Origin of the sequence: Hymenobacter volaticus, from assembly GCF_022921055.1 — a bacterium.
GTDB classification, from domain to species: domain Bacteria; phylum Bacteroidota; class Bacteroidia; order Cytophagales; family Hymenobacteraceae; genus Hymenobacter; species Hymenobacter volaticus.
In genome coordinates, this window is sequence record NZ_CP095061.1 from 4,253,224 (window position 1) to 4,276,340 (window position 23,117).

Sequence of the window (23,117 nt, forward strand, 5' to 3'; positions counted from 1 at the left end):
AATCCAGTAGTTAAAAATACACCGGAGCTACTACTGTAGCGTCAGGCTATTCAGCTTATCAACTGTCTTGAACAGCAGACTTAGAAATAGATTCCTTTGCCGTTCGAGATTTGGGGAAGCTGTTTGAATCTCCGATTTTGTGGCTGGCAAAGATACTACTCGCAATTTGCAGCTGCTACCTATAGCTTGTTTAGCGCTAGCTATAGCTTTTTAGCAGACTGTATTTATTGCTTTTGCAGGCTTTAAGCAGCGTTTTTCAACAACTCAGCCACCCGCAACGACACGTCCACGAATACCATGCGCGGATTGGCATTGCGTTCTATATGGTAGTGCGCTTCGTTTAGCTCACGCGTGAGAGGATCGGCATTTCGGGGCGTAACGAACCGGCTGAAGCCCGTGACAAACTGTTGCTCGGCGGCCGGCAAGTGGGGCACAAGCTGCGGATCGAGACCGTAGAGCAGCACCTTGCGCAAGAGCACCAGCGCGAACTGCATGAATTCTTTTTGGTTTTCGCGGCCGAGCTTCTGAAAGTCGTCGCTGGTGACGAGCATTTCGCTCACGTTGTTGCTGTAGCAAAGACGCATCCACTTCACAAACAGCGTGAAATAATCGTGGTCGTCAGTGGCAGCGTTTTGGGCGGCAAGGGCGGTTCCAGGGTTGCCTTCGGATAATTGCGCCAACTGTCGCGCTTTCACTTCTGGTACTTGTTGTGTCGTGTGCAGCCAATCAGTGAGCTCGTTTTCTGAAAGCGGGCGCACTACCACGGGTTGCACTCTGCTGATGATGGTAGGCAGTAACTGCTCGGGTGCGTAACTCACCAACAAGAATACGGTAGCCGGTGGCGGCTCTTCCAGCAGCTTCAGCACGGCATTGGCGGCGGCTGGGTGCATCAGTTCGGGCAGCCACACTACTACAATCTTGAACTTCGCCTCAAACGCCTTCAGCGACACCAGCTTCAGCAATTGCAAACTTTCTTCTTTGGAAATACTGCCCTGTTTGTTTTCAGCGCCGATATGCTGCATCCAGTCGTTGAGCCCTTGGTAAGGGTTGGCTAGCACGAAACTGCGCCATTCAGCCATGAACTTGCTGCTGACAGCATCCTTGGTTATGGCCTTAGTGGTTGTGACGGGTACAATGAAATTCAAGTCAGGATGAACCAGCTTGTCGATTTTCTGACAGCTTGGGCATTGTCCGCACGAATCTTCATCCTCAGCGCCGCGCTGTTCACAGTTCAGGAACGTACTGTACGCCAGCGCTAGGGCCAACGCGCCCGATCCTTCGGCTCCACGAAACAGCTGTGCGTGCGCCACATGGTTGCGCCGCACCGACTGCACCAATACTTGCTTAACCTGCTGCTGACCCGGTATATCAGAAAAACGCATACGCTGTTGAATGGCAAATAAAGAAGCGAGGACGAGGATTAGACAGGGCAAGGATGCTGACGCAAGTTATTTCCCTGTCACTTCCTTGTTCCTCATTCCTCATTCTTGATTGCTTTCTCCCACACCCGGTCTTTGGCCGTGGCCTCGAATATGTGTTGCATGATGGTTTGCTCCACAGCGTCATATTCCAGTCGGCGACGGGCCATGACGCGCTCTGCTACCTCCGTAACTTTGGGCAGCTTGAAGGTTTCGAAGCCAGCGGCACCGCCCCAGCTAAAGCTCGGAATAAAGGTGCGCGGAAAGCCTGCCCCAAAAATATTGGCTGCTACTCCCACCACTGTGCCCGTGTTGAACATGGTGTTAATACCGCATTTGCTATGGTCGCCCATCATGAGGCCGCAAAATTGCTGGCCCGTATTCACGAAGCGCCCCGCTGCGTGGCTCCAGATTTTGACGGGCGCATAATTGTTTTTCAGGTTCGACGTGTTGGTATCGGCCCCTAGGTTGCACCACTCACCGATGACGGAATTACCCACGTAGCCTTCGTGGCCCTTATTGCTATAGGCAAAGAAAATGCTGTTGGCTACTTCACCGCCTACTTTGCAATAGGGACCCACGCTGTTGTCACCGCGCATTTTGGCACCGGGGTTGATGTGAGATTCCTCACCTAGCGCAAACGGCCCCGAATGATGGCTCCCTCATGAACCTGGGAGTTCTTGCCTAGATAAATTGGTCCATTTTCAGCATTCAGAATAGCCGCTCGAATCTTAACTCCAGGCTCGATAAAAATATTTTCCGGCGCATATACTATCGTGTGTGCATCGCCTACCGGCTCTGACTGGCGGCCTTTGGTTAGCAAGTCGAAGTCGCGGCGAATTTCGGCGCCGTTGTACAAAAAGAGATGCCATACCTGCTGAATAATGGTGATTGGCTCCTCTACTTCGTGTGTATTCTGAAAACCGTCCTGAATTAACTCAGCCACCATCGAAGCATCTGCTAAGTGAGCTGCTACTAAGGTTTGGTCGCTGTACAGCGCTTCTCCGGCTTGCAAGCGCTGCACTTGCTGCACAAGCATATCACTGGGGCAAATAGCGCCATTGATTACCAGCGCCGGTCCTTGGACGGAACCAGCCGGGTATTTTGCTTGCAAATAAAGTTCTGTGAGATAGCCAACAGGTAACTGCAACCGATGCTGCCATTTTTCGGCCAGCGTAAGTATACCGCAGCGCAAACCCGATATGGGCCGCGTGAACGTGAAAGGCAGCAAGTGCGGCCGGATGGCCGGGTCATCGAAAAGCAGAACGTGCATTATGGGAATTCCTAGTTTCTAATAGCAAAATGTAGCGTGAAGCATCAACTTTAAGGCGCTATTCGTAGCAAGCCCCAATTCAGGCGCAAATAAAAACTCCTGCCAGACAAAGCCGGCAGGAGTTATACAAGACCACCCATTCGGGGCCAGCAGACTGGCAGCGCCGAAACAAGCAGTTATTTTTTCTGGTAGCGGTTGCGGAATTTTTCTACGCGGCCAGCCGTGTCGAGAAGCACGTTTTTGCCAGTGTAGAAGGGGTGCGACTCGCTGCTCACCTCCACCTTGATGACGGGGTAGCTCTTACCGTCTTCCATCGTGACGGTCTCGTTGGAGTTCATCGTCGAGCGGGTGATGAATTTAAATCCGCTCGAAGTGTCCTGAAACACGACTTCGCGATACTCGGGGTGAATGTTCTTTTTCATGGTCGAAATGCCGTTTGTACCTGGTTGCCTGCCGATTTTGCGGAAGGGACTGCAAAAGTACAAGTTACGCTCAACTTTCAAAAGCTCTACGTGTCTTTTCTGCGTTTGCCCAGGCTCGAAGCGTGTGCTATTGTAAATTGTTTATTTTTGGCGTCGTTGTTAAATTATTTATTGCCTATTGATCTCCACTTTATCTTTCGTCATGCTTCAAAAGGCTAGTGTTTCGCTGTTTTTACTTGTGCTGCTGGGAGTATCACTGGCCTTCGGCGCGACTGTAACGCTCTTCCAAGCCAGCTACGATAATTCCACGGTGCGCGTGGTTTGGGAAGTAGCAAACGAGAGCGGTGTGCATAATTATGATCTGTATCGCAAAGCCAACAACGAACCGACTTTTACCAAGCTCACCACTCTTTCACCCTCCGGGCAGTCTCGATATCAGTACCTTGATGCCGACGTGTACCGTGGGCCAGCCAATAGCGCTAGTGCCTTGGGCAGCCCCTTTACTTACCGACTCACCGTGCGCACCACCACCGGCGACCAAAGCTACAACAGCACGCTAGGCCAGACCCCTAGTGCCGTTCAACGCTCCTGGGGAAGCATCAAGTCGATGTTTCGCTAACGGTTAAGCAGCTAACTGTTTATTATTGCTCTTTAATAGCCGGCTCGTCCGGCTTTTTTGTGCCTTGATACTTCCTTCTCAGCACCCCGCTGCTTCAGGATTATTGATCAATCATTCAACCATTCAGCCCATGCGTCTTTGCTTTGCTTCCAACAATTCTCATAAGCTTGATGAAATACGACCACTGCTACCGGCAGGCACTGAATTGCTGAGTTTAGCTGACATTGGCTGCCAAGAGGAGTTGCCTGAAACGCAGGATACATTAGTCGGAAATGCCCGGCAGAAGGCGCTGTATGTGTGGGAGCATTATGGAGTTCCGTGCTTCGCCGACGATACGGGCTTAGAGGTTACATCCTTACACGGGGCGCCCGGCGTGTACTCAGCTCGCTATGCTGGCCCGCAGCGGTTGGCGGCTGATAACGTAGCGAAGTTGCTGCAAGAATTGCAGGGTCACTCCGACCGTTCAGCCCAGTTCAAAACGGTAGTGGCCCTCGTGTTGCCAGACGGCACCGTGCACGAATTTGCGGGAGCGGTGGAAGGCACTGTTACGGAAACCCCGAGCGGTGGTGGTGGCTTTGGCTATGACCCGGTGTTTCAACCCCTAGAAGGTGATGGCCGCACGTTTGCCGAAATGACAACCGAAGAAAAGAATCAGATAAGCCACCGTGCCCGCGCCGTGGCAGGACTGGTAGCTTTTTTAAACCAGGCTACTTCTTGAATAGGGGCGTTAAGTAAATGGCTAACAGGTATTTTACAAGTTAAAAGTATTATACTTCAACACGCTTTGTTAAGGAACGGCGGGATTTGTGGAGTAAGCTGCGCAGAAAATTATCCGCTCAAGGCCATAAGCTCCTGAGTCCTCAAGGCTCGAATTCATTACTTTTGCAGGGTTGGCCCCGCCGGTACGGGTCATTTATTCGCCTCATGCAACATCCTTACATCGTCGGCATCACGGGCGGTAGCGCCTCGGGCAAGACCACTTTTCTGCGCCGGCTGCTGGCCTCCTTTCCTGAAGAGGAAATTTGCCTGATTTCGCAGGACAACTATTACCACCCGCGCGAAAGCCAGCAGGTTGACGCGCAAGGCGTCACCAATTTTGACCTTCCTTCTAGCATCGACTCAACTGCCTACGCAGCTGATGTGCTGCGCATTAGCCAAGGCCTACCTGTTCATCGGCTAGAGTACACCTTCAACAACCCCAACGCAAAGCCTAAGGAACTGGTGTTTCAGCCTGCCCCATTGTGGTGGTAGAAGGCATCTTTGTTTTCTATTTCGAAGCGGTAGCGAAACTACTTGACCTCAAGGTTTACATCGACGCCGAGGAGCACGTGAAACTGCAACGCCGCATTGTGCGCGACCGGGATGAGCGGGGCTACGATCTGGAAGATGTGCTTTACCGCTACACCAACCACGTAGCGCCCACCTACGAGAAGTACATCAAACCCTTCAAACAGGATGCCGACATTGTCATCCCCAACAACCGGCACTTCGACCGGGGCCTAGAGGTCCTAGTATCGTTTCTGCAATCCAAGATTGCAAAGTAGTTGCTCTGTTTGGCAGCCTTTGTGAGTTTTCAGAAAAACCACAAGGGCTGCTTCGGGTCAATGCGCTTTTGCTTGCTCAGATGGTGAGTAGCTGTAGACGATCAGTGTGCGTGTAGGTAACGTCTGTGTTTAGTTGATTGTAGTGCCGCAATACTTATTGCAAAGCAGGCGTGTTGAACGCGCTTTGCTCGAACGCCTTGCGCGTAGCTGCATTCCCGTCGCCTCCTGCAATTGATTCTATGAACCGTACCAAACAGTGTGTGCGGTTCACTTCTACTGTGGCTTGAACAGCAGAAGTAGGCTGTACAAAACCCCAAAATGTTGTTAGAAGCAGCACAAGTAGAATTAAGGCTTTTCTCATACCGATAAGTAGGCTAATAGGAACTCGACTATATATTTTCTCTTAAAAGGATTATTTCTGCGTGAATTTGCGAGGAGTTAATCAGTTATGCTTTACATGCCTTGTTGATTTGGTTATATTTGTAGCCCTGAGGTTGACTATGCTGCTGCTTATTACCAAAATTTTGCCTCGCTTGCGTTTTGCGCTGCTCACAGCCACTGTGCTGTTTTTGCTGTCGCTCAACCACCAAGCCGTTGCCACCTTCCGGGTGCCAACGAGCAAAATCACGCGCATAGGTCAGCCGGCCAAAGTAACCGTGGTGAAGCAAAAAGTGACGCTGGAAGCTGTTGGCACGGTGGATTTGCACACTGCGCCGCAGGCCGATGCTTGGCTTCCAAACCCCGCGCCGTATAGCTGGTTGCCGGCCGTACGCCGGGCCCTAGCGGTACCGCGCCCCCTTTTAGGTATTCGTCCGGCTGCGGTGTTCCGCACCCGGCTTCTAGTGGCGGCCCTCTCGCCGCAGGCTCCCTAGCGCCGCTTGGTCTGAGCGGCCGTCCGTGGTTGATACCGTGGTGGCTATTTGTTTGTCTTGCTGTTGCGCTGGCATTTTATGGTTATCCGGCGGAGCGTTTGAGTGGCAAGACCCTCCTTTCCAAGCTTCAACATTTACTATTTATCAATGCGTAATAAAGGACTAATCATCGGGTTGACGGTTATCGTGTCGGCCCTTTGTATCTACTTTCTGACCTTCACGTTCATTTCGCGGCGGGTACAGAATGATGCCGTAGTATACGCCACCAAAAACGGCCAAGTAAATCAGCCACTCCGTCAGCACTATCTGGATTCGGTGTGGCGGGCCCCCGTTACCAGCTTGCTCGGCGTTGACTACACTTACCGGGATGTTCGTTCTTCGGAGCTGGGCCTAGGCCTCGACTTGAAAGGTGGCATGCACGTAACGCTGGAAGTATCGCCGGTGGAAATTGTGCGCGCCATGAGCGGCAACTCCAAAGACCCCAAGTTCAACCGGGCCATCGAGCAGGCGCAGACTGCGCAGAAGGCTAACCCTTCGACGCCGTTCACCACGCTGTTTGCGCAAGCGTACCGCGACGTAGCCCCGGCGACAACTTGGCCCGCATCTTCGCTAACACCACCAACAAAAGCCGCGGCATCGATATCAACTCCACCAACGAGAAAGTGCTTGGCGCTATCGACAAGGAAGTGGAAGAGGCCATCGACCGTTCATTCAACATTCTCCGCACGCGTATCGACAAGTTTGGTACCAGCCAGCCAAGCATTCAGCGCGTGAAAGGCACGGGCCGCATTCAGGTGGAATTACCTGGTGTAGACAACCCGGACCGCGTGCGCAAATTGCTGCAAGGCCAGGCTAAACTAGAGTTTTGGGAAGTATGGCGCCAAGACGAGTTCGGTCCTTACCTCCAGCAACTCGACCAAGCCCTGATTGCGAAAGAGAAAACCGCTGCTACCCCCGCGACAGCCGCTGCTGGCACCACTGCCAGCGCTACCGATTCGGCCGCTGCTAAAGGTGATTCTACGTCGCTGGCTAGCCAGTTAGCTAACAAGAAAGCCGCAACTACGGCCAAGGCTGATTCGGCAAAGCCACAGCAAAACTCGGTACTGGCTCGTCTGTTCACGATGCCAATCCCGGGCCAGCTAGGTGTAAACCTGCGCGATACGGCCCGCATGAATGCCATTCTTAATTCGCAAGAAGCTCGTGCCATTCTGCCTCCTAACTTGACGATGCTTTGGAGCGTGAAGCCCGAAGTAATTGAAGGTCAAGAGTATTTGAAATTGAACGCCATCCGCAAAACGCCTGGTACTGAAGCCCCACTAGGTGGTGAGGTAGTAGCAGACGCTCGCCAGGACTACGACCAGGGTGGCCGCCCGAAGTGAGCATGGCTATGAACCCTTCGGGCGCTAAGCGGTGGCAGAAAATGACTGGCGCCAATATCGGCCGTCAGGTGGGCATCGTGCTCGACGACTATGTGTACTCTGACCCAGTGGTGCAGTCGGAAATTGCCGGCGGCAACACCAGCATCTCCGGCAACTTCTCGATTGAAGAAGCGCAAGATCTTTCCAACGTACTGAAGGCCGGTAAACTGCCCGCCCCTACCCGCATTGTAGAAGAAGCGGTAGTTGGTCCGTCGCTCGGTCAAGAAGCCATCAACCAAGGGTTGTATTCTTCGCTGGCTGGTCTGGTTATCATCATGGCGTTCATGGCGCTCTACTACGGTCGCGCTGGTATGGTAGCCGACGCCGCGTTGCTGTTCAACAGCTTTCTGATTTTGGGCGTACTGGCGCAGTTTTCCTTCGCCCTCACGCTGCCGGGTATTGCTGGTTTGATACTGGTATTTGCCTCGTCGGTGGATGCCAACGTGTTGATCTTCGAGCGTATTCGGGAAGAACTCGACCACGGTCTGACTTTGCACGATGCTATTGCCAAAGGGTACTCGCGCGCTTTCTCGGCCATCTTCGACTCCAACGTTACCACGCTCATCATTGCCTTGATTCTGTTCATCTTCGGAACGGGTCCGGTGCAGAACTTCGCCGTAACGCTGCTGATTGGTATTTTCACCTCGTTCCTATCGGCCGTGTACATCTCGCGCCTGATCATTGAGTGGCTGGTGAAAGGCAAGACGGTCAGCAAGATTACGTTCTCGACTTTCCTCTCGCGGAAGCTGTTCACCAACATGAACTTCGACATCGTGGGCAAGCGCAAGATTGCCTACGCCTTCTCTACCGTCTTCATTGTAATCGGCTTCGTGCTGATGGCTGTGCAAGGTGGCCCGAACTTGGGTGTTGACTTCCGTGGTGGCCGCGCCTACGTGGTTGATTTCGCCAAGCCTGAGGTAGCATCCGATGTTCGTGAGGCTGTGACCGAAGCCTTCCAAGGCGCGGGCACCGAAGTGAAAACGTTCGGTCAGCCTACTCGTTTGCGCATTACCACGGGCTACCTCGCCGACGATGAGAGCGTAGCGGCCGACAAAAAAGTGGAAGCTACATTGATGGCCGGCCTCAAAAAGTATGGCGCCGACAATCCACAGATCAAGAGCACCTCGAAAGTAGGCGCTACTATTGCCGACGACATCAAGCGGACTTCGGTGTTGAGCCTTGGCCTGACGCTGCTCGGCATTTTCGTCTACGTGTTGTTCCGCTTCGAGAAGTGGCAGTACTCGATGGCGGCGGTAGTGGCCCTGTTCCACGATGCGCTGCTGGTTATTGCCTGCTTCCCGATTGCGCGCCTGTTTGGTCTGAACTACGAGATGGACCAGATTTTCGTGGCGGCGGTGCTTACCATCATCGGTTTCTCGATGAACGACACTGTAGTTATCTACGACCGGATTCGGGAATACCTGCGGGAGAACCCCAAGCTCACGTTCGCTCAAGTAGTGAACCCGGCTTTGAACAGCACGTTCTCGCGCACCATGATTACGTTTACCACGCTGTTCTTAGTGGTGCTCGTGTTGTACATCTTTGGTGGTGAAACGCTTCGCTCGTTCTCGTTTGCAATGCTGGTAGGTATCATCTTCGGTACGTACTCGTCGTTGTTCATCGCGACGCCGATTATCCTCGATACCTACGGCCGTAAAGAAGCCCGCGAGCGTGGTACCGACCTCTCTACCAAAATTGCCGATGACGTTGACGCGCCTAAGTTGTCGAAGGCTACGGTATAAGTACAGAGTTAACTTTTGCAGAAGAGCCCGGCCAATTGGCCGGGCTTTTTTTGTTACAAACCCCTCGAACGCTGTAAGAGTGGTCTTTCTATAGCCTAGAGCCTATTAGGTTTTATGAAGCCGCGTAGGGGTGCAAGTTGATTTTTACTATATTTTCTATTTCTCAAGCAACCATTTCTTGGTGCCGTGCGAGTGGCCTTATGAATCTTCTCCCCGCTATTGTGCCTAGCCTTGAACTAGATTCTGCGCTGCTTACTGAAATCCTGACCGGCTGCCAAAGGCTGGAACAGGCTAGTCAGCGGCGGCTGTACATGCTCTACTATAGCTACGGGCTAAGTGTCTGCTTGCGCTACCTCCACGACCGGGATGCAGCCTTGGAAGCCGTGAACGATGGCTTCATGAAAGTTTTTCAGGATCTGCCGCGCTTCGACACTTCCCGTCATACCGACGTGTCGGGTTCTTTGCGCGGTTGGATTCGCAAAATCATGGTGCACACGGCCATAGACCGGTTCCGGGCCAATTCGCGGCACGCTTTCCAAACGGATTTGGATACGGTAGCTGGTTCTCATGCCGATGGCGGCCATTCTCCGCTCGATAATCTGTCTTTCGAAGAATTGCTGCAGTTGATTGGACAGCTCACACCGGCTTATCGGGCGGTGTTCAACATGTACGTCATTGATGGGTATACCCACGAAGAAATTGCCACGCAACTCGGCATTTCGGTGGGTGCCTCCAAATCAAACCTTTTCAAAGCGCGGGAGCATCTAAAAACTCTTCTTAAAAAAAATAAACACCATGCGTACGCCAAATATGTCGGATGAAGAGCTGGACGAGCTAGTCCGGCGCAGCGCCGAGGCGTACCCCGAGGAAATTCCTCTGGGCGGCTGGTTACGCATGGAAGACAAGCTAAACAAGGCCGCAACCGACCAATTGGTGCGCCGGAAAGTAGTGCGTCTGTTTATGCTTGAGGTAGCCATAGTGGCGTTGCTGCTGCTGCTGTGGCAAGGCTACCGGATAGCAACCACGGGCACTGAAGTAGCGCAGCAGCCAGCTCGCACGACTCTGCCTGTCACTAAAAAGGCTGCAACAGTTGCTACTTCCGCGGCTTCCGAGCAAACTGCTACTACGCTGAAACCTTCGGTTAGCCCCCACACCTGGTGCCGACCACTCCGAAGGCACTTGCCAGCCCAGAAGTAGACGAGTCAGCCTTAGCATCCATTGATGCATCAGCCCCTCATTCTTCCCATCGTGTAGCAACAGCGCGCCCTCGGGCAGAAGCCCCTGACAACCTATTTATAGGTGTCATAACGCCTCGGAAACGCCAGTTGATAGCTGCCGCCGATGAAGCACAACGGAACCTAACGGTCCAGAATTCTTCCGTTGAAGCCGAAGCATCAAATAACCACCCGGCCACAAACAATGAGCTTGCAGAGGCTGACCCGCTGCTTTCCAAGGAAGTGGCAACTACTTCTACCACCACACCAGCAATTTCTCAACGACCAGAATTAGCGCAGCTACCCACGATGCCGGCTTCGGTTGCCCCTACCCTGCCGGCCCAGGATACACTGGCGCAGAAACCAGTTGTTCCAACACCTGCGCCTGATTCAACGCAAACGAAGAAGACGGAACGGCCGCGGCTCGCGCATCGATTGGTGATAGGAGTGCTGGTGGCGCCCTCGTTTAGCGCGGTACGGCGCCTAGAAACTGCTCGTTTCGGCAACGATCTAGGATTGACACTTGAGTATCGGCTAACGTCACGGCTACGGGTCCGAACCTCGATAATCAGGAGCGTAAAGCAATATGGAGCAGCTAGTTCCGACTACACCATACCCGCCTCCTGGCCTTGGCGGCAGGGCGACTACGAGGTAAACGCCAACTGCCGCATGACCGAAATACCCCTGAATCTGCGCTTTGATGTTGTGAGCCGGCCGAAATACACTGTGTTTGCCAGCGTGGGGCTTTCCTCGTTGCTAATGCGCTATGAGTGCTACGACTACGATTACCAAGTAAATGGCCAGCCTCGAACGGCTGTTGCGGAGGTGTACAAGGGTAAAAACCATGCGTTTGGCTTACTCAACTTGTCGGGTGGCGTGGAGCGCCCGCTCGGGAGCCGCTGGTCGTTACAAGCCGAGCCGTTTCTGCAGTTGCCGCTGGGCGGGGTGGGAGCTGGAAAAGTGCGCTTGACTAGCGGAGGAGCCGCTTTTTCTGTGAAATACGGACTACTGCGTTGAACCTATTTCTTTTTTCAGCATAGCCTACGGGCGCTGTTTCCTTTGCTTTCTCTGGTCCTGTTCGCGACGGGGCCACTCTTTCAGGCTGGACTTATAGTACGTCTTTGCCGGGCCCGGTATGTGCGCTGCGTAGCCATCGAGCTAGCCTGACTTTCCTTTTCTGTTCCACCTTTTTTCTAAGAAATCATGCTTAGACAGCCTCTCTATGCCCTGCGCAGCCGCTTTGTTCTAGCGTGGTATGCCGTAGTGCTACTCATCACCGGGCTCACGTTTGTTGTCAGCAGTTGTAGCGACGACGATGATAAAACCCCTACTCCCACTGTCAGGCTCGTCGACAACACGACGCTTGGTCCTTACATGGTTGATGCGCAAGGCAACACCATCTATTATTTCACCCGTGACTTATCGGGCGCCAACACGTGTACGGGCGGCTGCGCCGCCGTTTGGCCGATCTACTACGAGCCCAACATAGTACCGGGGGAAGGCCTGAAAGCCGAAGATTTTGCTACCATCACCACTGCTGATGGCCAGCCACAAACCACCTACAAAGGCTGGCCCATGTATTACTACTCCCCCGCCGATGCCACAGGACAGAATGTGCGCGAAAAAGCCGGTGAGGTAAAGGGCGAAAACGTGGGCGGCGTATGGTTTGTGATGAAGCCCGACTATTCGGTGCTACTAGCTCGCACTACTGTTGTCAACAAAACCACCAACCAAAGCACCCTCAAGAACTTCCTGATTGACAGCCAGGGGCGCACCCTCTACACTTTCAGCCGCGACCAAACATCTCCTACTACCCAGCCGACCAACTGCAGCGGCAACTGCATTACCACTTGGCCAGTGTACTTAGAAGAGGGTCGCACGCTGCCTTCCAGCCTCAAAAGCAGTGATTTCGGCGTCATTACGCGGCCCGATGGTCCTAATGGCACCACGCGCCAACAGACCACTTACAAGGGTATGCCGCTCTACTACTATGCCCCCGACGGCGCGCAACGCAACAAGGTGGAAGGCGACGGAATCGGCAACGTCTGGGCAGTAGCAGCACCGTAGCGCAGGGCCTAGCTAGATCTGCTTGGCTACTTATTGATTCATCACCACATCCACTCGTTCTATGTACAATAAACTTATGCTTCTGCTAGGGGCAGGATTTCTATTCACTGCCTGCGCTTCCGAAAATGGCGAAGATCAAACGCCTGATGAGGTGCCAACGCCCACTTGTAACACTGCCGATGTTACGTACGCACTGACCGTGGCGCCGCTGCTCCAGAAAAACTGCACTTCCTGCCACAACAACAACTTTGCTAGCGGCGGGGTGAATCTGAGCACGTATGCCGCCACTCGGACGGTAGCCCTCAACGGGCGGCTCATTGGCTCGGTCAACCACGATGCCGGCTACTCGCCCATGCCCAAAGGCGGCGCCAAGCTCGCCGATTGCGACATCACGCAGTTGCGCAAATGGGTAACCGACGGGGCAGCTAATAACTGATACCTGGCTTTTATTTCTCCCAACATGAAGCATCAAGTAATACTTATCGTGCTTTTGCTTAGTGGGCTAACGGCCATGCCTGCATTAGCGCAAAGCAAGTTTCTGACGCGCACAGGCACTATCAGTTTCTTTTCGGCCACGCCCATCGAGGACATTGAGGCACGAAACGAGCAAGTGGGCGCCGCCGTGGATGTGCAGTCGGGACAAATTGCCTTTACGGTACCCATGAAGGGGTTTCAATTCCCTAGGTCACTAATGCAAGAGCACTTCAACGAAAACTACGTGGAATCGGAGAAGTACCCGAAAGCTACTTTTTCGGGGGCTCTTGTCAACTGGACTGCAGCCGCGCTGCCCGCAACAGGCCCACAAACTGTGCAGGTGGAAGGCGACCTGACCATTCATGGCGTAACCAAGCGCGTGCGCGTACCGGGCACGCTGGAAAAACAAGGCAACCGCCTACTAGTCAAGTCGAAGTTTGCCGTGGCTCCGGCCGATTACAACATTGAAATTCCGGCGCTGGTGCGCAACCAGATTGCCAAATCGGTGGACGTAACCGTGAATCTAGCCTGTAACCCAGCTCCCTAACCATTTCTTCTATGATTTCAATCTCAACGCTTTGGCGAGTGGCTGGCGGGCTAGCTGCCGTACTTCTGCTAACTCCTTTCAACACGAAAGCACAGGATCTGCTGAACCAGTTGGAAAGTGAAACCACGGATAGTTTGCGCCGTGAGTACGTATCGGCCACCTTCAAAGGCACACGGGTTATCAATGGCCACTCCATCGAAACGCCAGGTAAAGGCAGCTTGGTGTTCCTGATTTCGCACCGCTTCGGCACGTTGAACAGCGGGGCCTACGAGTTTTTTGGGCTCGACCAAGCTACCATCCGGCTCGGGCTCGAATACGGCCTCACCGACAACCTAGCCGTAGGCGTGGGGCGCAGCTCGCTGGAAAAGACCTACGACGGATTTGTGAAGTACAAAGCAATACGCCAAAGCAGCGGCCCGCGCCCCATGCCGATATCGGTGACGCTCTTAGCTACTTCAGCAGTTAGCACACTGAAGTTTGAGCCCCAGCCCGAACGCTCCACCACGTCGCGCTTCACTTACACGTACCAAGCCCTGCTGGCGCGCAAGTTCAGTCCCAATCTGTCGGTACAGCTGATGCCTACGCTGGTTCACCGCAACTATGTGGCCCTGCGCCGCGACCAGAACGACGTGTACGCTATAGGAGCAGCGGCACGGCAGAAACTAACGAAGCGCTTAGCCCTCACCGCCGAATATTATTACCTGCTACCCGGCAACACTGCCGACGACTATCGCAATTCGTTGGCTCTCGGCTTTGATATTGAAACGGGTGGCCACGTGTTTCAGCTGCATTTCACTAACTCACAAGGCATGATAGAGAAATTCTTCGTTCCGCAAACCACGGGCAACTTCTTTGATGGAGATATTTATTTTGGATTTAATATTTCCCGCGCCTTTCAGTTGAAAGACTCGAAATAAGTATTCCTAGTTATCGACATCACACAAGCCACCGTTCTATTCACTCACAGTCATGGAAAAGCCGCGCCTGTTAGGTGCGGCCTTTTTGTTTTCGTGAATAAATCAGTTAAATACTGATTAATAAAATCACTTACGCTCGCCTATTTTCTTAGCCGGCACTCCTGCCCATATTTCGTTAGCTCCTACCGATTTAGTGACTATTGCGCCAGCAGCAACTATAGCGCCCTGCCCAATCGTTACGCCTTTCAGCACCACCACGTTTACACCCAGCCACACATCAGGCTCTATGATAATAGCTTCTTTAGGGCCGACCTGCGTCCTCATCAATTCGTTGAGCGCCGTGCCGTGGTTATGGTCAATAAATCGGCACCCCGAAGCAATTAAAGCATCATTACCAATAGTAATTCCCTCACTGATATTGAACTCGCATCCTGAGCCAATAAAAACATTATCGCCAATTTTTATGGCAGATCCAGGCTGCCAAATACCATCATATTTGAAATAAATGTCGTGTTCTAGTTTGCAATTAACACCTAGTGTTACTTGGTGAGGCCACGTAATATGCAGGCGAGGCAGCTCCGTACCTTTTCCTACTTTCATACCTTGGAAACCCAACCATAGTTTTCTGAAAAAATGCTGAAACCGCGCGTAATATCTTTGTCTGAGAACGAAAGAACCGTGCTGGATTAAATAACTCATTTTAAACTTGGTTGGGCTTGGCAAGCTGCGTTGGGCTCGAAATATAGCGCAAAAAAATGCCTCCACTTAAAGTAGAGGCATTGTTCAGAAACCTAGCAAGGTTACGTTTCTAGGCTTCTATGAACAAAAGCCTTAGAAGCTTAAGGCAAAAATGGAAGGTCCAGTTTAGACAGTAACGCCTTCTGCTACCACTTCTTTCACCTCGGGCACCATACGCTTGAGCAGGTTTTCGATGCCTGATTTCAGCGTAACGGTAGCCGATGGGCAGCCCGAGCAAGAGCCTTGCAAATTCACCGTCACGACACCATCGAGGTAGCTTTTGAAGGTGATGTTGCCACCATCTTGCTCCACGGCTGGGCGCACATAGTTATCGAGCAGGTCGATGATTTTTTGGCTGGTTTGCTGATCAGCTTCCGACGAGTCGCCGGTGGCGGCAGCTTGCTGAGCGGCTTTTTGCTCGGCAGCTGGGTCAACGATGAACACGGGCCAGCCGCCTCGATGTACGACTTCAGGAAAGTGCGCAACTCGGGGATAAGCTGGGCCCACTGCAAGTCCGTGACCTTGGTGATGGTCACGAAGTTTTGCGCAATGAACACGCGGCCTACATAATCGAAATTAAATAGCTCCTGGGCCAGCGGCGAATTAGCAGCGGCTTCCAGGTTGGGATAGTCCACGCTCACACCGTCAGCTAGCAGCTGCGAGTTGAGCACGAACTTCATGGATTCGGGGTTGGGGCTGGCTTCGGCGTAGATTGAAACCGGTGCAGCGGGGGCAGTGAGTTGTTCAGCCATGTTTGAAAGACTTGGAGACAAGCGGGAGAAAGTCAGCCGGTTTCGGTACCGGTCTGTCATATAAAACCGCGCGAGGCGGGATTAGTTGCAAAGATAGAGAAGTCAACGAGGATAAGATAGCAAAGGGCAACCCATCCGACGACTGCCCCGTATCTTGCCAGTATGCTTGCCCGTCTCACTGCTGCTTTATTTCGCCCCATTGATATTGCCTGGCTTATAGTAGCTCGTATAGGTATAGGCAGTTTGCTGGCCCTGGAAATGGCCGGTAGCTTAGCCCTTGGCTACACCCGCGAGTACATAGAGCCACAAGTACATTTCTCCTATCTTTTTTTTGACTGGCTGCCGCATTGGTCGCCGCCCTAATCATTGCCATTCACTTGGGGGCTATCGCGGGCGGCATTGCGGTAGCAGCTGGCTGGCACTTTCGCTTGGCGGCCCTTCTCCTGACGCTCTGCTACACACTACTATTTCTAGCCGAAGAAACTCGCTTCATTAACCATTTCTACCTCTATTGCCTTGTAGCCGGAATGCTCGGGCTGACGCCGGCGCACCGTGCCGCCTCGGCCGATGTTCGTGCGGGCCGGGTACCACCGGCTGCCACTACACCCGCCTGGACGCGCTACTTGTTGCTGTTTCAGATGAGTTTGGTCTATTTCTATGCCGGACTAGCTAAGCTCAACGCCGATTGGTTTATGGCGCGGCCCCTCACGGTGTGGCTGGCCCCGAAAGCTCACTATCCTGTTATTGGCCCCATACTCGGGAGCAGTATCACGCCCTGGGTGATGAGCTACGCGGGCGTGGCCTTCGATCTGCTGGTGGCACCCCTGCTCTTGTGGCGCCGCACTCGGCCGTGGGCTTTTGCGGCGGCCGCGTTTTTCCACATTTCCAACGTCCTTGTTTTTGGCTTAGGTACGTTTCCCTGGTTTTCGCTATTCATAACGGCTGCGTTGTTTTTCCCGCCATCCTGGCCACGGTACACCCCCAGCCTACGCCGTTGGATAGCCACCCGCGTGCCTTTACCCGCGTCAGCCGTTACGCTTTCTGCTGCCACTATACCTCGTTATGCGCCCGTTTTGTTAACCGCGCTTGGCTTGTATGCGGTAGTGCAGGTGCTGGTTCCGCTTCGGCATTTTACGTATCCTGGTGATGTACACTGGACTGAAGAAGGCCACCATTTTGCTTGGCACATGATGTTACGCAGCAAAACGGGCTCGATTACCTACCGGGTGGTGTTGCCTAATGGCCGCATTGAAACCATTGCGCCCACAGCGTACCTTACGCCCCGCCAATACAGCAAGCTAATCGGCCAACCCGACTGTATTCTGCAATTCGCACATTTTCTAGCAGCAGATTATGCCCGACGCGGCCTTGGCCCAGTGCAGGTTTATGCCGATTCCTACGTGCAGCTCAACCAGCGTCCTGTTCGCCCCATTGTGGCGCCCACCGTCAATCTGGCCGCTCAGCCTCGTACTCTCCAACCCTATACCTGGATAACTCCTGCCCCACCTTTAAAGTAACTGGTTAAGGAAGTAAAGGCATCAACACTACCAAAAAATGCGACGCATCGAGCCATGCACGCAATGACGTCCTGCTAAAGCGTTACTCCGTCACTTTATTAGCCCGGGCCCGTAGCAGCATATCGGCCAGCACAAGGCTGGTCATGGCGTCGACGATGGGCACAGCGCGTGGTAGCACACAAGGGTCGTGGCGGCCCCGGCCAGCCAGCGTGATTTCCTCGTTTTGGTCGTTGAGGGTTTGCTGAGGCTGCAAAATGGTAGCTACCGGCTTGAAAGCAACGCGGAAATAGATGTCTTGCCCGTTGCTGATACCTCCTTGGATACCACCCGAGTGATTGGTGCGGGTGCGTACGGCGCCGGCTTCGTCGGTATAAAAGGTGTCGTTGTGCTCGGAGCCAAACAGCAGCGTGCCGGCGAAGCCAGAACCGTACTCGAAGCCTTTCACGGCATTGATGCCGAGCATGGCCCGGCCAAGTTCGGAGTGCAGCTTATCGAATACTGGCTCGCCAAGCCCTGCCGGCACACCAGTTATGACGCCGGTCACAAGGCCACCTACGGTGTCGTGCCGGTCGCGGGTCTGGCGGATAAGGTCGGCCATGCGCTCGGCGGTTTCGGGATGTGGGCAGCGGACCGGGTTGCTATCAATAAGCGCTAGATCGAGTTGTTCGTAACCCACAGGTACCTGCACAGCACCTACTTGTGACACATAGCTTTGCACCGCAATGCCGTAATGTGCCAAAAACTTTTCGGCTATGGCGCCGGCCGCTACGCGAGCAGCCGTTTCGCGGGCTGAACTGCGGCCACCACCGCGGTAGTCGCGGCGGCCATATTTCTGGTCGTAGGTGTAGTCGGCGTGCGAGGGGCGGTAGGCGTGCTCGATGTGGGAGTAGTCGTGGCTGGCCTGATCCTGGTTGCGGATATAGAGGCTTATGGGCGTACCCGTGGTGTATCCCCCAAAAATACCCGACTGAATTTCCACTTGGTCCGCTTCCTTGCGGGGCGTAGTCAGGTCACTTTGGCCGGGCCGCCGCCGGTCCAGCGCCGCCTGAATGTCGGTGGCTTCTACTGCCAACCCTGCTGGGCAGCCATCCACTATCACGCCAATACCCGGCCCATGCGACTCACCGAAGGTGGTAATGCGAAACAGCGTACCGAAGGAATTAGACATGAGACGAGCGAGTGAGTTGGTGAAACAGTAAGTTGCTATTCGGAAAGGCAAAGCTACCAGAACATCAACTTACAACCTCATCCACATGCTATTTCAACGTTTTCGCCACCAACCCCAGACCGCCACCCCCAGCAAAACAACCAAAATATAGTTGGCGTAGCGGCGTACGTCGTCGTAGGCATCGAGTGGTTGTAAAGTATTGTTGGCGTCGAAAAGCACATTTTGGTAGAACGGGTCGTCGCTGGGTGCGCGGAAGGTACTGGCATTGCGCACCGGCCCCGAATGATGGGCGCTAATTCAGCACGGAGCGTATCATACCGGCCAACCGTAGGATCAAAAAACACCAGACTTAGCAGACTATCGAGTTGCAACTTGCCGGGTTGGCGAGCCACCAAGCGGTAGGTGAACACCTTACGCCCACCAACCCTGCCGGCCTGCCGGGTTAGTTCTTGCTGCACATCGGGGCCGTATACCTCCAGACCTGGCTTGGGCGGCACAACCGGGGCGCTAACCGCCGCCAAGTTGCCTTCGCCTTCCACCCCGAAACTGTACGTAAAGGCCTGTCCGGTCCGAAACGTGGTTTGGTTGACGGCCTCGCGCAGCTGGTAATGGCCCACGGGCACTAAGTCGCGCAACGGATGAGGTGGCAGCGGCTTCACCCGAATAGTGCGAGCTGTGGTCAGGTAGGTTTTATATCCTTCGAGGCGGTTGTCGAGGCCTTCCGCTGGGTTTTTGGCCAGTCGGTATTTCACCATGCGCAGCGCCACAGACGGAAAAACCAGGGGCTCGGCGTTGAGCGGGTAGTACTCAGCTTCGTAGAGACGGTAGCGCAAAAAAGGCTTACCGCCCATCGTCACCGACTCCGGCACTATCTCTTGCTCATTGAAAGGCTCTTCCCAAGCCGTACGCTGCCGCAGCTGTTGCAAAATATCGGGCAACTGTCCGGCAAAGTTGTAGAAGTCGAGCAGGCCTTGGTCGGCGGGCGTGAGGTAGAAATACAAGCCTACGTGCACGCCTTCACCCACGAAAGCACTGGTTTTGTCGGGCACTAAGGCCAGGAAGGCATTGTCTTTCGGCTCCACGTATTCCTGCGGTTTCGGTTTGCCAAATAAGTTGTCGAGCAACCCGATGCCTTGCAAGCCGCCACCCGCTGGTGTAGTGGCTCCAGCTCCGGCCGTTGGTGCGGGCCCTACCCTCACCGTCAGGCCGTTGGAGCGCACCGTCAGGCCGTTGATAGTCATCGTGAACGGTTTCACGACAATCTCGCCCTCAGTGTAAGCCGCGTAGCGCTGAGTAATGGTCAGTTCAGTGGTGGTTTGGCCTTCTACTATGCGGGTGGTTGTCGTGCTCGACTTACCACTTTTCTTGAAGCCTTCTAAGTCGGGGAAAGCGGAATAGCGCTCCAAAGCCGCCCCACGCAGCCGAAAACTGATGGTGAAATACTCGGTAACTGGAAGTGCCGCAGGCCCTAGTTCTAGCTCTGCTTGTGCTGCTGGTGCTACCCCGACGGCTTGGCCGGCTGCTGCGCACCACTCAGCGGTGGCATGAAGCAGCAGCAGGAAAAAATAATTAAGCTGAAAAGTAAACGCAGCATAAAGCGAGTGGTAGCAGTTCAAAGCTACGCAAAAAGCCTTTTCCAAGCAGAAAAAGGGCTTTTTATGAATCACTTCGATAAGCTGGCAAGCTCAACGTTAGCATAGTCGCGGTTTCAGGTTCAAGAAGCCCAACAATAAAATTACGCCCTTACGAAATCCGCCTTCGCCTGCACCGCGTAAGTGCCTTCCAAATACCACATAGTCATTCCCAGAATTTTACAATACACAGCCCCACAAGAGCTGTGCAGGGGGCTTTGTTTGCTGAAATTTTCCTTTACTCAAATCATTCATCACATGTCCAACAATCTCAAAAAGGGCGGCGACGAGGCAGAAATTGCCAAGCCGCTTTACGTTCCCATCAAGCGTCGTTCGTTCTTCATGTATGCCGGTGCCACTGCTGGCGCTACGGCTCTGCTCCTTTCTGGCTGCGATGATGACGACACGGGCGGCGGCATGCCTGCTGGTACCGTTAGCTTGGGTTCTGGCGACGTAGGCGTACTCAACTACGCGTATGCTTTGGAGCAGCTAGAAGCCGCTTTCTACGCTCAAATTGTTGCTACCCCTTATGATGGCATACCCGCCGATGAAAAGGCTGCGCTAACCGCTATTGCCAAACACGAAGAAATCCACCGCGAATTCTTCAAAGCAGCCATTACTGCTGCTGCTCCTACCATGATTATCCCCGGTTTGACGCCAGACTTCTCGAAAATTAATTTCAAGGATCGGGCCTCGGTGCTAGGTGCTGCCAAAACGTTCGAAGATTTAGGTGTAGGTGCTTACAACGGTGCTGGCAAGCTTATCAAGGACAAAAACTATCTGCTGCTGGCTGGCAAGATTGTATCCGTGGAGGCTCGTCACGCAGCCTATGTCCGCGACTTGATTACGCCCGGCAGCTTCTCGGCTAGTGATGTAGTTAACGCAGCCGGTCTCGATCAAGCCCTTGATGTAACAACCGTGCTGACTGCAGCACAAACCTACATCAAGGAAAAAATCAACGGCGACAACGTCGGCAAGTAATCCACCTTCTCATAACTGACTTCTTCTGCATATGAACCTGTTTCAAATAATTTCCGAGTTGGAAAAGGTGGATCCTGAAATCATGGACCGCCTCACGCATCGCCGTAGCGCCTTCACTGCCCTCGGCAACTTTGGCAAAAAGCTGGCTCTAGCTGCTGCTCCTATTGCTATCGGCTCGGCCTTCAACAAGGCAGTAGGCCAAAACACTTTGATGGGCGTAAATGAAGTGTTCAACTATGCGCTGCTTCTGGAGCGTCTGGAATACAGCTTCTACGACCAAGCGCTGAAGGCCGCTACTCTTACTGTTCCCCTAACTGGTATTGCCCGTACAGCTATCGAAACGATTCGCGGTCATGAGCAAGCACACGTAGCATTGTTGACTGCTGCCCTTGGCACTAATGCCAATCCAGCTCCGGCCAATGGTTTTGATTTTGGTAACGCTTTCGCTACCTATGAGAGCTTCCTGATATTTGCTCAAGCATTCGAGGACACGGGCGTACGAGCATATAAAGGCCAAGCTGGTAACATCGATGCTTCATTGAACCCAACAATTGGTGGTGCTCAATATAATTTACTGCAAACTGCCCTCCAGATTCACTCGGTAGAAGCTCGCCACGCCGCACATATCCGCGTTATGCGCCGGGGTGCTACTGCTGGCAACCAGACGAACATCTTCCCGTGGATTATCAACGCCGAACCGAACGGGGTTCCTGCAGGAGTATATGGTGCTGGTAACCCGGTAGCTACTTTCCCTACTGAAGGCAATCTGGTACAAGGTGGTCTTACGCTTACCTCAGTAGGTGGCAAGACCTATACGGCCGAAGATGTAAGCGCTGCGTTTGACGAAGCGCTTGATAGCACGACCGTAACAAACATTGCGCGTTCGGTAGTGAAGTTCTAAGACAGTAACAGTATCAGCTTTAAAAAAGGCGTCTCCAGAATTGGGGACGCCTTTTTCATGCAACCTAATTCGTTGTTAGAGCATCCCACTATAAGGAGTTACCTTTGCTTACTTCCAAGCCGAGTTTGCTGCGGCGTTGTTTCGTGATTATCTGCTTATGTCAACCTTTCTTTCAGCGCGTGCCATGCAGCGGCGTTCTTTTTTTCGGGTGGCGGGTGCTACCCTAGCTACTTCGACTCTAGTACTAGCGGGCTGCAAAGACGATGAGGAACCGGTTACGCCAGTCGCAAGCAACGTGCTACGACTTGGAGTAGTTACAAGTGCTAGTGGGGCGGAGACAGTAACTCAAGAGAGTCAAGAGAATGGTGTTCTGAACTATGCGTATTTGCTAGAACAGCTCGAAGCTGCTTTCTACACACAAGTGGTAGCCGCCCCACCCGCTGATCTGCTGTCAGATGAATTAGCTTATCTCACCGACTTGCGCGACCATGAGCTTATTCATCGAGAGTATTTGAAAGCGGCTTTGGGTGCATCAGTCTACGACGCTAGCCTGAGCACACCATTAAAATTCAACTTTTCTTCCTTCACCCTTACCACCCGGGTAGGTGTTTGGACGGCGGCCCAACAACTCGAAGACATCGGCGTAGCAGCATACAATGGCGCAGGCAAACTGCTCACTGTAACTACCAACTTACTAGCCCTTGGTAAAATTGCTTCGGTAGAAGCGCGCCATGCTGCCTTGGTTCACGAGGTGTTGCAGTCCGATTCTTTCGCGTCTACGATAGGGGCTGATGGCCTCGACGATGCCAAAACGCCAACCGAAGTTATCGAGTTGATTAAGACCCTTTTGCCCATTGAAGTATCTGTAGCGGCCTTGCCGACTGCCTAAGGCTGTATACTGC

General features: G+C 53.4%; 24 protein-coding genes and 3 pseudogenes. 19 read left to right on the forward strand and 8 right to left on the reverse strand.

The window, feature by feature from the left end; translation table 11 throughout:
- Positions 1 to 242 precede the first annotated feature (242 nt).
- The 4 genes from MUN86_RS18490 to MUN86_RS18500 form a co-directional block, all read right to left on the reverse strand.
- Complete coding sequence (locus tag MUN86_RS18490; RefSeq protein ID WP_245119518.1) at positions 243 to 1,382, reverse strand: DNA polymerase III subunit; 1,140 nt, start codon at positions 1,380 to 1,382, stop codon at positions 243 to 245.
- Positions 1,383 to 1,474: 92 nt separating this feature from the next.
- Positions 1,475 to 2,017, reverse strand: coding sequence for a hypothetical protein (locus tag MUN86_RS31840; protein WP_311181729.1), 543 nt, complete (start codon positions 2,015 to 2,017; stop codon positions 1,475 to 1,477).
- 32 nt (positions 2,018 to 2,049) lie between these two features.
- Complete coding sequence (locus MUN86_RS31845; RefSeq protein WP_311181730.1) at positions 2,050 to 2,691, reverse strand: putative sugar nucleotidyl transferase; 642 nt, start codon at positions 2,689 to 2,691, stop codon at positions 2,050 to 2,052.
- 176 nt (positions 2,692 to 2,867) lie between these two features.
- Entirely contained in the window at positions 2,868 to 3,113 is a 246-nt protein-coding gene (locus tag MUN86_RS18500) for a type B 50S ribosomal protein L31 (protein ID WP_022822257.1), read from the reverse strand.
- Between the two features lie 202 nt (positions 3,114 to 3,315).
- Here MUN86_RS18500 and MUN86_RS18505 point away from each other — a divergent pair, with 202 nt between their 5' ends.
- The 14 genes and pseudogenes from MUN86_RS18505 to MUN86_RS18560 all read left to right on the forward strand — a co-directional run bounded on the left by MUN86_RS18505 (position 3,316) and on the right by MUN86_RS18560 (position 14,527).
- Positions 3,316 to 3,732, forward strand: a complete 417-nt coding sequence (locus MUN86_RS18505) for a hypothetical protein (protein ID WP_245119519.1) — start codon at positions 3,316 to 3,318, stop codon at positions 3,730 to 3,732.
- 130 nt (positions 3,733 to 3,862) lie between these two features.
- Positions 3,863 to 4,450: an RdgB/HAM1 family non-canonical purine NTP pyrophosphatase gene (rdgB, locus tag MUN86_RS18510; RefSeq protein ID WP_245119520.1), complete on the forward strand. Its 588-nt coding sequence runs from the start codon at positions 3,863 to 3,865 to the stop codon at positions 4,448 to 4,450.
- A gap of 206 nt (positions 4,451 to 4,656) precedes the next feature.
- Positions 4,657 to 5,276: pseudogene (locus tag MUN86_RS18515) on the forward strand (uridine kinase family protein).
- A gap of 500 nt (positions 5,277 to 5,776) precedes the next feature.
- The gene (locus tag MUN86_RS18520) at positions 5,777 to 6,148 is read left to right on the forward strand and encodes a hypothetical protein (protein ID WP_245119521.1); all 372 of its coding nucleotides are present in this window, start codon (positions 5,777 to 5,779) and stop codon (positions 6,146 to 6,148) included.
- A gap of 147 nt (positions 6,149 to 6,295) precedes the next feature.
- Entirely contained in the window at positions 6,296 to 6,922 is a 627-nt protein-coding gene (locus MUN86_RS32435) for a hypothetical protein (protein WP_375379442.1), read from the forward strand.
- Complete coding sequence (locus MUN86_RS31850; RefSeq protein ID WP_375379508.1) at positions 6,835 to 7,527, forward strand: hypothetical protein; 693 nt, start codon at positions 6,835 to 6,837, stop codon at positions 7,525 to 7,527. Before MUN86_RS32435 ends, MUN86_RS31850 begins: the two co-directional genes overlap by 88 nt.
- Positions 7,528 to 7,529: 2 nt before the next feature.
- On the forward strand, positions 7,530 to 9,308 hold the full coding sequence (gene secF / locus MUN86_RS31855; protein ID WP_311181732.1) for a protein translocase subunit SecF: 1,779 nt from the start codon (positions 7,530 to 7,532) through the stop codon (positions 9,306 to 9,308).
- A gap of 221 nt (positions 9,309 to 9,529) precedes the next feature.
- On the forward strand, positions 9,530 to 10,129 hold the full coding sequence (locus MUN86_RS18530) for an RNA polymerase sigma factor (RefSeq protein ID WP_245119522.1): 600 nt from the start codon (positions 9,530 to 9,532) through the stop codon (positions 10,127 to 10,129).
- Positions 10,104 to 10,505 (forward strand): hypothetical protein, encoded by a 402-nt coding sequence (locus tag MUN86_RS18535; protein ID WP_245119523.1) that lies wholly within the window; start codon positions 10,104 to 10,106, stop codon positions 10,503 to 10,505. Before MUN86_RS18530 ends, MUN86_RS18535 begins: the two co-directional genes overlap by 26 nt.
- Positions 10,506 to 10,765: 260 nt before the next feature.
- Positions 10,766 to 11,539, forward strand: a complete 774-nt coding sequence (locus MUN86_RS18540) for a hypothetical protein (RefSeq protein WP_245119524.1) — start codon at positions 10,766 to 10,768, stop codon at positions 11,537 to 11,539.
- A 186-nt stretch (positions 11,540 to 11,725) separates the two neighbouring features.
- The gene (locus MUN86_RS18545) at positions 11,726 to 12,589 is read left to right on the forward strand and encodes a hypothetical protein (protein ID WP_245119525.1); all 864 of its coding nucleotides are present in this window, start codon (positions 11,726 to 11,728) and stop codon (positions 12,587 to 12,589) included.
- 61 nt (positions 12,590 to 12,650) lie between these two features.
- A complete protein-coding gene (locus tag MUN86_RS18550; protein ID WP_245119526.1) occupies positions 12,651 to 13,025 on the forward strand; it encodes a hypothetical protein in 375 nt (124 codons plus the stop codon).
- 24 nt (positions 13,026 to 13,049) lie between these two features.
- Positions 13,050 to 13,610, forward strand: a complete 561-nt coding sequence (locus tag MUN86_RS18555) for a YceI family protein (protein WP_245119527.1) — start codon at positions 13,050 to 13,052, stop codon at positions 13,608 to 13,610.
- An 11-nt stretch (positions 13,611 to 13,621) separates the two neighbouring features.
- A complete protein-coding gene (locus tag MUN86_RS18560) occupies positions 13,622 to 14,527 on the forward strand; it encodes a DUF5777 family beta-barrel protein (protein ID WP_245119528.1) in 906 nt (301 codons plus the stop codon).
- A gap of 126 nt (positions 14,528 to 14,653) precedes the next feature.
- Here MUN86_RS18560 and MUN86_RS18565 read toward each other — a convergent pair whose 3' ends face one another.
- A complete protein-coding gene (locus tag MUN86_RS18565) occupies positions 14,654 to 15,226 on the reverse strand; it encodes an acyltransferase (RefSeq protein ID WP_245119529.1) in 573 nt (190 codons plus the stop codon).
- A gap of 165 nt (positions 15,227 to 15,391) precedes the next feature.
- Positions 15,392 to 16,017: pseudogene (locus tag MUN86_RS18570) on the reverse strand (NifU family protein).
- Between the two features lie 162 nt (positions 16,018 to 16,179).
- Between MUN86_RS18570 and MUN86_RS32440 the strand changes: the two are divergent.
- Together MUN86_RS32440 and MUN86_RS32445 are read left to right on the forward strand one after the other, a co-directional pair.
- Positions 16,180 to 16,925, forward strand: a pseudogene (locus tag MUN86_RS32440) (HTTM domain-containing protein); the annotation flags it as partial.
- Positions 16,926 to 17,027: 102 nt separating this feature from the next.
- Positions 17,028 to 17,534, forward strand: a complete 507-nt coding sequence (locus tag MUN86_RS32445; protein ID WP_375379509.1) for a hypothetical protein — start codon at positions 17,028 to 17,030, stop codon at positions 17,532 to 17,534.
- An 82-nt stretch (positions 17,535 to 17,616) separates the two neighbouring features.
- Here the strand turns inward: MUN86_RS32445 and aroC are convergent, their stop codons facing one another.
- Both aroC and MUN86_RS18590 read right to left on the reverse strand, forming a co-directional pair.
- Positions 17,617 to 18,702: a chorismate synthase gene (gene aroC / locus MUN86_RS18585; RefSeq protein WP_245119532.1), complete on the reverse strand. Its 1,086-nt coding sequence runs from the start codon at positions 18,700 to 18,702 to the stop codon at positions 17,617 to 17,619.
- Between the two features lie 77 nt (positions 18,703 to 18,779).
- Positions 18,780 to 20,342, reverse strand: a complete 1,563-nt coding sequence (locus MUN86_RS18590; RefSeq protein WP_245119533.1) for a BatD family protein — start codon at positions 20,340 to 20,342, stop codon at positions 18,780 to 18,782.
- A 249-nt stretch (positions 20,343 to 20,591) separates the two neighbouring features.
- On the opposite strand from MUN86_RS18590, the gene MUN86_RS18595 reads away from it, so the two are divergent.
- From MUN86_RS18595 to MUN86_RS18605, 3 genes are all read left to right on the forward strand, one after another.
- The gene (locus MUN86_RS18595; protein ID WP_245119534.1) at positions 20,592 to 21,314 is read left to right on the forward strand and encodes a ferritin-like domain-containing protein; all 723 of its coding nucleotides are present in this window, start codon (positions 20,592 to 20,594) and stop codon (positions 21,312 to 21,314) included.
- Between the two features lie 31 nt (positions 21,315 to 21,345).
- A complete protein-coding gene (locus MUN86_RS18600) occupies positions 21,346 to 22,215 on the forward strand; it encodes a ferritin-like domain-containing protein (protein WP_245119535.1) in 870 nt (289 codons plus the stop codon).
- Between the two features lie 157 nt (positions 22,216 to 22,372).
- Positions 22,373 to 23,104, forward strand: coding sequence for a ferritin-like domain-containing protein (locus tag MUN86_RS18605; RefSeq protein WP_245119536.1), 732 nt, complete (start codon positions 22,373 to 22,375; stop codon positions 23,102 to 23,104).
- The last annotated feature ends 13 nt before the right edge of the window (positions 23,105 to 23,117 follow it).

Coding starts and splice junctions, on each gene's coding strand:
- MUN86_RS18490 (WP_245119518.1), bottom strand. CDS start 1,382: ATGCGTTTTTCTGATATACCGGGTCAGCAGCAGGTTAAGCAAGTATTG.
- MUN86_RS31840 (WP_311181729.1), bottom strand. CDS start 2,017: ATGCGCGGTGACAACAGCGTGGGTCCCTATTGCAAAGTAGGCGGTGAA.
- MUN86_RS31845 (WP_311181730.1), bottom strand. CDS start 2,691: ATGCACGTTCTGCTTTTCGATGACCCGGCCATCCGGCCGCACTTGCTG.
- MUN86_RS18500 (WP_022822257.1), bottom strand. CDS start 3,113: ATGAAAAAGAACATTCACCCCGAGTATCGCGAAGTCGTGTTTCAGGAC.
- MUN86_RS18505 (WP_245119519.1), top strand. CDS start 3,316: ATGCTTCAAAAGGCTAGTGTTTCGCTGTTTTTACTTGTGCTGCTGGGA.
- rdgB (WP_245119520.1), top strand. CDS start 3,863: ATGCGTCTTTGCTTTGCTTCCAACAATTCTCATAAGCTTGATGAAATA.
- MUN86_RS18520 (WP_245119521.1), top strand. CDS start 5,777: ATGCTGCTGCTTATTACCAAAATTTTGCCTCGCTTGCGTTTTGCGCTG.
- MUN86_RS32435 (WP_375379442.1), top strand. CDS start 6,296: ATGCGTAATAAAGGACTAATCATCGGGTTGACGGTTATCGTGTCGGCC.
- secF (WP_311181732.1), top strand. CDS start 7,530: ATGGCTATGAACCCTTCGGGCGCTAAGCGGTGGCAGAAAATGACTGGC.
- MUN86_RS18535 (WP_245119523.1), top strand. CDS start 10,104: ATGCGTACGCCAAATATGTCGGATGAAGAGCTGGACGAGCTAGTCCGG.
- MUN86_RS18545 (WP_245119525.1), top strand. CDS start 11,726: ATGCTTAGACAGCCTCTCTATGCCCTGCGCAGCCGCTTTGTTCTAGCG.
- MUN86_RS18550 (WP_245119526.1), top strand. CDS start 12,651: ATGTACAATAAACTTATGCTTCTGCTAGGGGCAGGATTTCTATTCACT.
- MUN86_RS18555 (WP_245119527.1), top strand. CDS start 13,050: ATGAAGCATCAAGTAATACTTATCGTGCTTTTGCTTAGTGGGCTAACG.
- MUN86_RS18560 (WP_245119528.1), top strand. CDS start 13,622: ATGATTTCAATCTCAACGCTTTGGCGAGTGGCTGGCGGGCTAGCTGCC.
- MUN86_RS18565 (WP_245119529.1), bottom strand. CDS start 15,226: ATGAGTTATTTAATCCAGCACGGTTCTTTCGTTCTCAGACAAAGATAT.
- aroC (WP_245119532.1), bottom strand. CDS start 18,702: ATGTCTAATTCCTTCGGTACGCTGTTTCGCATTACCACCTTCGGTGAG.
- MUN86_RS18595 (WP_245119534.1), top strand. CDS start 20,592: ATGTCCAACAATCTCAAAAAGGGCGGCGACGAGGCAGAAATTGCCAAG.
- MUN86_RS18600 (WP_245119535.1), top strand. CDS start 21,346: ATGAACCTGTTTCAAATAATTTCCGAGTTGGAAAAGGTGGATCCTGAA.
- MUN86_RS18605 (WP_245119536.1), top strand. CDS start 22,373: ATGTCAACCTTTCTTTCAGCGCGTGCCATGCAGCGGCGTTCTTTTTTT.